At 70.4% G+C, this 10,292-nt stretch carries 10 protein-coding genes, 1 rRNA gene and 1 other annotated feature; of the genes, 1 reads left to right on the top strand and 10 read right to left on the bottom strand.

The annotated features are described in order from the left end of the window. The first annotated feature begins 235 nt into the window (after nt 1–235). A complete protein-coding gene (locus EAO70_RS01390) occupies nt 236–1,477 on the top strand; it encodes a DUF5667 domain-containing protein (protein ID WP_148001211.1) in 1,242 nt (413 codons plus the stop codon). A gap of 96 nt (nt 1,478–1,573) precedes the next feature. Here EAO70_RS01390 and EAO70_RS01395 read toward each other — a convergent pair whose 3' ends face one another. From EAO70_RS01395 to EAO70_RS01445, 10 genes are all read right to left on the bottom strand, one after another. After that, complete coding sequence (locus tag EAO70_RS01395; protein WP_148001212.1) at nt 1,574–2,656, bottom strand: lysophospholipid acyltransferase family protein; 1,083 nt, start codon at nt 2,654–2,656, stop codon at nt 1,574–1,576. Nucleotides 2,657–2,671: 15 nt separating this feature from the next. Next, nucleotides 2,672–3,775: an NAD-dependent epimerase/dehydratase family protein gene (locus tag EAO70_RS01400; protein ID WP_148001213.1), complete on the bottom strand. Its 1,104-nt coding sequence runs from the start codon at nt 3,773–3,775 to the stop codon at nt 2,672–2,674. A 151-nt stretch (nt 3,776–3,926) separates the two neighbouring features. After that, the gene (locus EAO70_RS01405) at nt 3,927–4,025 is read right to left on the bottom strand and encodes a 30S ribosomal protein bS22 (protein ID WP_003948845.1); all 99 of its coding nucleotides are present in this window, start codon (nt 4,023–4,025) and stop codon (nt 3,927–3,929) included. Nucleotides 4,026–4,189: 164 nt separating this feature from the next. Continuing rightward, nucleotides 4,190–4,399 (bottom strand): helix-turn-helix domain-containing protein, encoded by a 210-nt coding sequence (locus EAO70_RS01410; RefSeq protein ID WP_015034391.1) that lies wholly within the window; start codon nt 4,397–4,399, stop codon nt 4,190–4,192. A gap of 127 nt (nt 4,400–4,526) precedes the next feature. Continuing rightward, on the bottom strand, nt 4,527–5,222 hold the full coding sequence (locus EAO70_RS01415) for a phosphatase (protein ID WP_148001214.1): 696 nt from the start codon (nt 5,220–5,222) through the stop codon (nt 4,527–4,529). 96 nt (nt 5,223–5,318) lie between these two features. Then, nucleotides 5,319–6,494 carry an acetoin utilization protein AcuC gene (locus EAO70_RS01420; RefSeq protein ID WP_148001215.1) on the bottom strand — a complete coding sequence of 392 codons (1,176 nt, stop codon included), beginning with the start codon at nt 6,492–6,494 and terminating at the stop codon, nt 5,319–5,321. Continuing rightward, a complete protein-coding gene (locus EAO70_RS01425) occupies nt 6,463–7,668 on the bottom strand; it encodes an MFS transporter (RefSeq protein WP_148001216.1) in 1,206 nt (401 codons plus the stop codon). Before EAO70_RS01425 ends, EAO70_RS01420 begins: the two co-directional genes overlap by 32 nt. A gap of 43 nt (nt 7,669–7,711) precedes the next feature. Next, nucleotides 7,712–8,359: an HAD family hydrolase gene (locus EAO70_RS01430; protein ID WP_148001217.1), complete on the bottom strand. Its 648-nt coding sequence runs from the start codon at nt 8,357–8,359 to the stop codon at nt 7,712–7,714. 67 nt (nt 8,360–8,426) lie between these two features. Continuing rightward, nucleotides 8,427–8,543: ribosomal RNA gene (gene rrf / locus EAO70_RS01435) — 5S ribosomal RNA — on the bottom strand. Nucleotides 8,544–8,595: 52 nt separating this feature from the next. After that, nucleotides 8,596–8,871: a sequence feature (16S ribosomal RNA rRNA prediction is too short), on the bottom strand. Nucleotides 8,872–9,535: 664 nt separating this feature from the next. Next, on the bottom strand, nt 9,536–10,292 hold a 757-nt coding region (locus EAO70_RS01445), incomplete at its 5' end, for a GlxA family transcriptional regulator (protein ID WP_261992584.1).

The raw sequence follows: 10,292 nt of genomic DNA on the forward strand, positions 1-10,292 counted from the left end.
CCCACACCCCCACGACCCCCGCCCAACTCACAGTCGGTGACGCCTCGATGACGCACTGGTCCGATCATCTTTCGCGCGTAACCCAAGTGCCGCGCCGCTCGTTGTGCGGGATGCAGGCTCCCTGTGGACACGCCATGTCCGCAGCCACTCACTCTTTCGTGTGGATGCGCTCAAGGTGTGCAACCCTCCGGACCCCCCGGGGAGTCGACCGTCATGACGAGAGGAGGTGCCGCCAGTGATCGCGAACGTATCGGCACACCGGCGGGCGAACGCCTTCGCCCAGGACCTGGAGGACCGGGAGTCCGAGGGCGCGGCGGCCGAGAGGCCGGAGAGTCCGGCCGACCAGGCCGAACCGGGGCGGCTGTTGGCCTTGGCGAGCGGCCTCGGCGAACTGCCGAAGCCACAGCTGGACCCCGAGGTCAAGGTGGTGCAGCGAGCCCAGCTCGTCGCCGCCATGGAAGCGATGCTCATGGAGGGGAGCGCGGCCGGGGCACCCACGGTGCCCGAGCAGCGCACCGCCGGCGGCAAGGGCACCCACCGGGCGTCCCCGCTCCGGAAGCTCCGCCCCCGCTCCCGCTGGACCAAGGGCCTCGCCGCCGGCGGGCTCACGGTCGGTGTGGCCGCGGGCGCCTTCGGCGGAGTGGCCGCGGCCAGCTCCGACGCGCTTCCCGGTGACTCGCTCTACGGGCTGAAGCGAGGCATGGAGGACATCAAGCTGGGCATGGCGGACGACGACGCGGACCGCGGCGGCATCTACCTCGACCAGGCGTCCACCCGGCTCAGCGAGGCCCGCAGACTGATGGAGCGCGGTCGCGTCGGCGACCTCGACCACGAGTCCCTCGCCGAGATCCGCCGGGTCCTGGGCGGAATGAAGCACGACGCCACCGAGGGCCATCGCCTGCTCCGGCAGGCGTACCAGCGGGACGGCCAGATCGCCCCGATGGCCCGTCTGAACTCCTTCGCCCAGGCCCACCGGGACACCTGGAACGGCATCCGCGACCGACTCCCCGTCCAGCTGGCGGACGTGGGCAGCGAGGTCACCCACGTCTTCGACGCCATGGACGAGGAGGTCGAGCCCCTCCAGTCGGTGCTTCCCCGCACCCCCGAGAAGGGCGCCATCGGTACGGAGAGCCCCAGCGGCCGCCCGAGCACGCCGCAGAGCTCGCAGGGCGCGGACACCCAGCGCCCGCCGTCCACCCAGGAGGCCCCGCCCGCCGGCGGCCACTCCGCGCAGCCCCGCCCGTCGGGCCCGAGCACGGACACCAGCCCGAGCACGGACACCGGCACCTCGTCGCCCGAGGACGACGGTCTCCTCGGTGGCAACACCGGCGGACTGCTCAAGCCCCCGTCCCCGACCGGTACGCCCTCCGCCCCTACGGACGGCCAGCCGACACCCGAGATGCCGGACGTCACCCTTCCGCCCATCCTGCCGGGCCTGCTTCCAGGCCTCGGCATCGACAGCGAGGACGCTCGCTAGCAAGGAGAAGGGGCGCCCCCACGGACGGGGGGCGCCCCTTCTTCCCTGCCCGGAAGCTTCCCTGCCCGGAAGCAGCATGCCCGGAGGAAAGCACGCTCAGAAGAAGACCGACCGCCGCTGCACCAGSAGCTTGTAGAGCGTGTGCTGGATCTGCTCCCGCACCTGGTCCGTCAGGTTGAACATCAGCATCGGGTCCTCGGCCGCCTCCGGCGCGTACCCGTCCGTCGGGAYCGGMTCGCCGAACTGGATCGTCCACTTCGTCGGCAGCGGCACCGCCCCGAGCGGCCCCAGCCAGGGGAAGGTCGGGGTGAGCGGGAAGTACGGGAACCCCAGCACCCGCGCGAGCGTCCTGGCGTTCCCGAGCATCGGGTATATCTCCTCGGCCCCGACGATCGAGCAGGGCACGATCGGCACCCCGGCCCGCAGCGCCGTCGACACGAAGCCGCCCCGCCCGAACCGCTGGAGCTTGTACCGCTCCCCGAAGGGCTTCCCGATCCCCTTGAAGCCCTCCGGCATCACGCCGACGATCTCACCGGACCGCAGCAGCCGCTCGGCGTCCTCCGCGCACGCCAGGGTGTGACCCGCCTTGCGCGCCAGCTCGTTGACGACCGGGAGCATGAAGACCAGATCGGCGGCGAGGAGCCGCAGGTGCCGTCCCGCCGGATGCCGGTCGTGGACGGCGACCTGCATCATGAGTCCGTCCAGCGGCAGGGTCCCCGAGTGGTTGGCGACGATGAGCGCCCCGCCCTCGGACGGGATGTTCTCGACGCCCTTCACCTCGACCCGGAAGTACTTCTCGTACAGCGGGCGGAGCATCGACATCAGGACCTGGTCGGTGAGCTCCTCGTCGTAGCCGAACTCGTCGACCTCGTAGTCGCCGCTGATCCGGCGCCGCAGGAACGCGAGCCCGCCCGCGAGCTTCCGTTCCCATGCACCGGCCCCCGCCCCTCCGCCGGTCTCCCCGCCGGCCGCTGAGGCGGCTGCTGAGACGGCACCAGGAGCCGCGTCCGCCGCACCGGGATCCGCCGGACCCTCCCGGCCTCCCACCGGCCCCTGGTGGCCCTGCTGAGGCCCCGGCAGGGCCCGTACGGCAGCCGCCTCGCGGTCGGCACGGCCGCCGGGCCGCCGCCGGGCGCGCGACCGGTCGTCGTCGAACGGAATGACCTTGGCGTCCGCCATCGCTGTGAGGTCTCCTCAGGCGCCGTCGTGAACAGGGTGAACGGAGCGCACGTCGTGCGCGGGGGGTACGGGGTCGCCCGGCCGGGCGGCCGGCGGGACCAGCCGCTCGGCGATCCGGTCCACCGCCCCCGCGAGCAGCTCCGGCGGCAGCAGTCCCGGGCCGCGGCCCCGCGCGAAGTCCGCCAGGGCCTCCGCCGTGGTGTAGCGCGGCGAGAAGCCGAGGACCTCGCGCGTCTGCACCGTCGACACGACCCGGCCGTGGGTGAGCAGCCGGATCTGCTCGGGGGCGAAGTCGGTGATCCCGATCGTGCGCAGCGCCGTCCCCACCCAGGTGACGGCCGGCAGCAGCACCGGGACGGTGGGCCGGCCGAGGCGCCGCGCGCACTGGGAGAGCAGCAGCACCCCGTCGCCGGCGATGTTGAAGGTGCCGCTGTTGAGGGTGGCCCTGCGGGGCTCGTGCGACACCAGTTGCAGTACGTCGATGACGTCGTCCTCGTGGACGAACTGCAACCGCGGGTCGTAGCCGAGGACGGTCGGCAGGACCGGCAGCGCGAGGTACTCGGTGAGCGGGGAGTCGATCCGGGGCCCGAGGATGTTCGCGAACCGCAGGACGCACACGGCGACGTCCGGCCGGCGGCGGGCGAAGCCGCGGACGTATCCCTCGACCTCGACGGCGTCCTTCGCGAAGCCCCCGCTGGGCAGCGCCTTCGCGGCCGTCGTCTCGGTGAAGACGGCCGGGTCGCGCGGCGCGGAGCCGTAGACGCTGGTACTGGACTTGATCACGAGCCGGCTGATCCGCGGCGATTTCTGGCAGGCGCCGAGCAGCTGCATCGTGCCGATGACGTTGGTCTCCTTGACCGACGTCCGGCCGCCGCCGCCGAGCGCCGTACCGGTGACGTCCAGGTGGACCACCGTGTCGACGTCGTGCTCGGCGAGGACCTTCGCGATCTCCGGGCGCCGGATGTCCGCCCGGACGAACTCGGCGTCGCCGAGCGGGTGCGCGGGGTCGACCGCGTCCACCGCGATCACCCGGTCCACCTCCGGATCCCGCTGGATCCGCCGCACGAGCCGGCCCCCGAGATGCCGGGCCGCACCGGTGACGAGCACGACCTTGCCCAAGATCAGCGCCTTCCGTCCGTCTTCCGTTGGTCGCCACCGTAGCGCCTCGGGATTTCCGCGCCCACAATCCGCGCACATGAGACGTGGCCCTTCACCGCGAACGGTGAAGGGCCACGTCTGACACACGGAACGCCGCGTTGCGGCGGTCGCCTTACTTCTTGTTGCGACGCTGAACGCGCGTGCGCTTGAGCAGCTTGCGGTGCTTCTTCTTGGCCATCCGCTTACGCCGCTTCTTGATAACAGAGCCCACGACTACCCTCGCTCACTTCTCGGAACATCCCCGCCTCCCGGCGGGGATCGGTGCGGGGCGTCTGGGCCCACACGACCTACGTCGGCCTAGCCTACCGTCCCGAGCACCGCGCTTGTAATCCGAGGGACATACGGAGCTTTCCCGGCGTTGTCGCCGCGCTCGCGCTACGCGGTCCCCACCCCCACGAAGGACTCCCGCAGGTACTCGTGAACCGCCTGTTCCGGCACCCGGAAGGACCTGCCCACCCGGATCGCCGGCAGATGACCGCTGTGCACCAAGCGGTACACGGTCATCTTGGAGACGCGCATCACCGAGGCGACTTCCGCCACGGTCAGAAACTTGACCTCGTTGAGAGGTCGTTCGCCAGCAGCCATGACCCACCTGTACCTTCCGCCGCGACGCCCACCGGCTTCCCCTCCGGTGACCCTTGGTCGCCGAGCGCTCACTCTCCAGACTAGGGGCGGGTGGTACGAGTGGGGAAGAGGAGCTACCACCCGCCGTTTACCGTGACAGACACGCTCGATTGAGTACATAGCGCGTGAGCGGACGGTAGAACGCGGGGCGCACGCCGTCGTCCACCGGAACCGCCACCGACACCTGCCCCTCCGCCTCACCGACGAACAGCGCCGGATCATCCGTATCGGCCAGCCCGATGGCCTCGATACCCAGCTGACCTGCCCCGCAGACCCACCCGTGGTCCCCGATGACGAGCTCCGGCAGCGGCCCGCCGGCCTCGGCCGCACTCTCCAGAGCCGCCCTGACCGGCAGCGGGGAGTGGGAGTGCGCCCCCGGCTCACGCCCGTCCCCCGACGGCCCCGGCTCTCGCACCAGCGCGACCCCCCGTACGTAGTCGACGACGTAGGTGCGTACGCCGAACCGGGTCGTTATGTCGACACATCTCCCCTGCGCCGGTGTGAGGACAAGACATCCGTCCAGCCCCCGCAGCGTCCGCTCGGGATCGATGACGTCGGGCCCCGACCGGTGCGCCGGATCGTCCGACACCCCGCACTTGTCCGCCATCAGCCGCAACAGATCGGCCTCACCCCACCCCCCGGTGGGATCGAGCCCCAGCATCACCCGCGGATCACGCGCCGCGAACAGCCGATAGCTCCGCAGGCTCTCCTCCCGCGACGTCGCCACCGTTCCCGCCAACCCCGCAGCCAACAGATGCGCCCGCAGCGCCCCGGTACTCAACACCCTCCCGATGCTGCCGGAACACCCCCGCACCCGAGCCCAAACCCCCGGCACACCCCACCGTCGGCGTAACGCCCGCCAGAACGTTCAGGCACCCGACTACGCGAGCAACCCCCGCAGCGGGAAAGCCGCCTTCCGCGTCGCGAGCACCGCCTGGTCCAACCGGTCCGCCGGGTCGTATCCCTCAGCCCAGTCACGGAAGCCCACCGGCCACAGCCCGTCCGTCATCCGCCCGGGACCCGGCTGCCGCGTCCGCGCGTACACCTCGTCGCGCCAGGACGCCGGGATCACCGACTCCGGATCCACCGGGGCGTGCGCGGCGATCCCCACCAGATGGGTCCACGACCGGGGCACGACGTCGACGACCGCGTAGCCGCCACCGCCCAGGGCCAGCCAGCGCCCATCGGCGTACGCGTGCGCCAGCTCGTGACAGGCCTCCTGCACGGCCCGCTGCGCGTCCAGCGACACCGCCAGATGGGCCAGCGGGTCCTCGAAGTGCGTGTCCGCCCCGTGCTGGGTGACGAGGACCTGCGGCCGGAAGTCCGCGAGCAGTTCGGGCACGACCGCGTGGAAGGCCCGCAGCCAGCCCGCGTCCCCCGTACCGGCCGGCAGCGCCAGGTTCACCGCCCCGCCCTCGCCCGGCCCGGGCGCCCCGGTCTCCTCCGGCCATCCCGTCTGCGGGAACAACGTCCGAGGATGCTCGTGCAGCGACACGGTCAGCACCCGGGGGTCCTCCCAGAACGCCGCCTGCACCCCGTCCCCGTGATGCACGTCCACATCCACGTACGCGACCCGCTCGGCGCCCAGTTCGAGCAGCCGCGCGATCGCCAGCGAGGCGTCGTTGTAGACGCAGAACCCCGACGCGCTCCCGGGCATCGCGTGGTGCAGACCGCCCGCGAAGTTCACCGCGTGCGCGGTCTCACCGCGCCACACGGCCTCCGCGGCGCCCACCGACTGACCGGCGATCAGCGCCGACGCCTCGTGCATCCCGGCGAACGCCGGATCGTCGACCGTGCCGAGCCCGTACGACTGGTCGGCGTGCCGCGGATCCGCCGACGCGGCCCGCACCGCCGCCACATAGTCCTCACGGTGCACGAGCCGCAGCGTCGAGTCCCCCGCCGGCTTCGCCGCGACCACGTCCACGGCCCGGTCCAGCCCGTAGGCCCGCACCAACGACATCGTCAGCGCGAGCCGTACCGGATCCATCGGATGCTCGGACCCGAAGTCGTACCGGGTGACAGCTTCATCCCACATCAACAGTGCGCGGCCGCTCATGCCCGCCACCGTATCGGGCCGCTCGCGAGCCGAACGACGTGGCGTACACCACCGTGACGAGGACCAGCACCATCGGCACGAGCATCGCGCCCCGGTAGGACCACGCGTCGCCCAGCGCACCGACGAGCGGGGAGCCGACGAGGAACCCGACGTAGTTGAAGACGTTGAGCCTCGCGACGGCGGCGTCGCTCGCGCCGGGGAAGAGCCGGCCGGCGGCGGCGAAGGTCTGCGGCACGATGACGCTGAGACCGAGCCCCAGCACGGTGAACCCGGCGATCCCGGCCCAGGCGCCGGGCGCCACGGCGACCACGGCGAACCCCGAAGCGGCGAGCACGGCGCCGGCCCGCACGACCGCGGCGGCACCGAGCCGCCGGACCCCGAAGTCCCCGACGGCCCGGCCCAGCAGCGTCGTCACCATGTACGCGTTGTACGGCACGGTCGCCAGCTCCTCCGAGCTGCCCAGCACGTCCTGGAGGTACTTGGCACTCCAGTTGGAGACCGTCGAGTCCCCGATGTACGCGAAGGTCATGACGAGGCAGAGCGGCAGCAGCAGCTTGAAGGCGACCCCGCTCCCCTTCCCGTCCCCCGTCTCCGCCGCGGGGTCCGCAGCGCCGCCSCCGGACACGTACCAACGACTCCCGACGAGGGCGACCGGCAGCAGCACGGCGACGACGGGCAGATAGGACGTGAGGAGCGACAGGTGCCAGTGGGCCCCCACCCAGGCGAGCGAGGCCCCCACGATCCCGCCGAGACTGTACGAGGCGTGGAACCCGAGCATGATGCTCCGCCCGTACGCCCGCTGAAGGCTGACCCCCAGCATGTTCATGGAGGCGTCGAGCGCACCGACAGCGAGCCCGAAGAGCCCGAGGGCGAGAGCGGCCTGGAACAGGGTGTCTCCGACCCCCACGGCGAGCAGGGCGAGAAGCACGAACGGCTGGGCCCACCGGAGGACGGCAGCGGGCCCGACCCGGGCGACGACCTTCTCCGTGAGGACACTGGCCGCGCCGGCGAGAATCGGTACGGCGGCGAGGAACGCGGGCAGCAGGGCGTCCGAGATCCCGTACCGGTCCTGAATCGCGGGTATGCGAGTCACGAGCAGGGCGAAGGTGACCCCCTGCACGAAGAAACTGACCGCCAGGGATCCCCGCCCACGCCGCAACCGCGCATCTGTCATGGCGGCACAGCGTAGGGCCGGAACCTACCCGAGGGTAGATGGATCACAGTCCCAATATCGCCGGCAGTTCCTCCATGGCCCCGAAGAACCCGGCGGCACCGACGAGCTTCTCCTCCGGAGTCATCGCGGTGAACCCGTAGACGTCCATCCCGGCCGCGACCGCGGCCTGGACCCCGAGCCGGCTGTCCTCGACGACGACGCAGCGCTCGGGGGCGACCCCCATGCTCGCGGCGGCGTGAAGGAAGAGGTCGGGTGCGGGCTTCCCCCGGCCGACGTCCTCGGCGCTGAAGACGAGCTCGTCCGGGAAGAACACGTCGAGCCCGGTCCTACGGTGCCCGACCCGAATCCGCTCATGGCTCCCGGAGGAGGCGACACAGTACGGAACACCGGCGTCGGCCAGCTGCCGGAGGACCGCAGCGGCCCCGGGCACGGGTTCGAGCTCGGCCTGGAACGCGGCGAAGACCCGCGCGTGGAAGATCGCGTCGAAGTCCTCCGGCAGCCGCTGCCCGCTCCGCTCCTGGACCAGGTCGTGAATCCGGTGCATGGCCGACCCCATGTAGTCGCGCAGCGATTCCTCGTACGTGGTGGGGTGCCCGAGCTCCGTCAGATAGCCGGCCAACAGCGTGTTGGAGATCGGCTCGCTGTCGACGAGCACACCGTCGTTGTCAAAGATGACCAGGTCGTAGCGCATGGAATCAGCTTAGAACGCAAAAATGCCTCAACCCCCGGACATGGTCCGGGGGTTGAGGCTYAAGATTGTTCGGCGGCGTCCTACTCTCCCACAGGGTCCCCCCTGCAGTACCATCGGCGCTGAAAGGCTTAGCTTCCGGGTTCGGAATGTAACCGGGCGTTTCCCTAACGCTATGACCACCGAAACTCTATGAAGTTGAACTCGACCGGCAAAGGGAGTTCATTGCTTCAGAACTAACACAGTGGACGCGAGCAACTGAGGACAAGCCCTCGGCCTATTAGTACCGGTCAGCTCCACCCATTACTGGGCTTCCACATCCGGCCTATCAACCCAGTCGTCTACTGGGAGCCTTACCCTCTCAACCAGCTCCCATGCGGAAGCCGGTGTTATCCGGTATTAGACCCCGTTTCCAGGGCTTGTCCCAGAGTGAAGGGCAGATTGCCCACGTGTTACTCACCCGTTCGCCACTAATCCACCCCGAAGGGCTTCATCGTTCGACTTGCATGTGTTAAGCACGCCGCCAGCGTTCGTCCTGAGCCAGGATCAAACTCTCCGTGAATGTTTACCCGTAATCGGGTGACACTCGCGTTGAGCGGGACGGTCATGCCGGAATGTGGCCGACCGTCCACAGCGTCCTCGCTGTGTATGTTGCCCACCAGCCWCAAGGGCCGGCAGGACTTTCAAAGGAACCCTGCCATCCGAAGATGGACGGGGTATCAACTAATCTGGCGTTGATTTTTGGCACGCTGTTGAGTTCTCAAGGAACGGACGCTTCCTTTGTACTCACCCTCTCGGGCTTTCCTCCGGGCTTCCCTTCGGTCTTGCGTTTCCGACTCTATCAGATCCTTTCGGCGTCTGATTCCCAGTCAGCGGGATTCGTCTTTCCGGCTGTTGGGCCGTTCCGACGAGTGAGACTTTAGCGGATTTCCTGCCTCCGACGCTAATCGGGGGCTGCGTTCGGGTTTCGAACGCGGATTCCTCATTTCGCAGAAACACACGGAAAGCGCGACGGCATGACAAAGCACCGTCAGCTTCTGTGGATCTTGCGGAATGGCTGTCCGGGGCCGACCGGGGTCGGTGCTCACGTCGGACAACTCGGAGAACCTTACGGATCCGTGAATCCCGTGTCAACCCTGGTCCTCGGGGCCCCGGATCCTCGGGCCTGCAGGCCTGGGACTACGCCGGCGCACCGCCGGTCGGCGGGCGGCGGAAGGCGTTGCGGTAGTCGCGCGGGCTGGTGGCGAGGTGCGAGGCGAAGTGCTGGCGCATCGTGACCTCACTGCCGAAGCCCGCGCGGCGGGCCACCTCGGGGAGGGGGTGGTCGGTGCGTTCGAGGAGCTTCTGGGCGGCGGCGACGCGCTGGGTGATGAGCCAGTGGAGCGGGGTGGTGCCCGTGGTCGCCTGGAAGTGGCGGGCGAAGGAGCGGGGGGACATACCGGCGTGGGCGGCGAGGCTCGTGACGGTGTGGGGTTCGGCGAGGTGGGCCAGGGCGTGGGCGCGTACGGCTGCTAGGGCGTCGGCGTCCCGGTCGGCGCGGGGGGTGGGGTGCTCGATGAACTGGGCCTGGGTCCCCGTACGGAAGGGAGCGGTGACCATCGAGCGGGCGACGGTGGCGGCGGCTTCAGCGCCGTGGGCGAGGCGGACGAGGTGGAGGCAGAGGTCGATGCCCGCGGCGGTGCCGGCCGAGGTCCAGATTCCCGTGTCCTCGACGAAGAGGGCGTCGGCTTCGACCCGGACGGCCGGGTGGCGGGTGGCCAGGGTGCGGGCCAGGTGCCAGTGCGTGACGGCCCGGCGGCCGTCGAGGAGGCCCGCGCGGGCGAGGACGAAGGCGCCCGCGCAGAGGGAGGCGACCGGGATGCCGGCGGTGTGGGCGCTGCGGAGGGCGTCGAGGACGGGGGCAGGGAGGTCGGCGTCGGGGTCCTCGATGCCGGGG

Origin of the sequence: Streptomyces sp. adm13(2018) (genome assembly GCF_008042145.1) — a bacterium.
GTDB lineage: Bacteria > Actinomycetota > Actinomycetes > Streptomycetales > Streptomycetaceae > Streptomyces.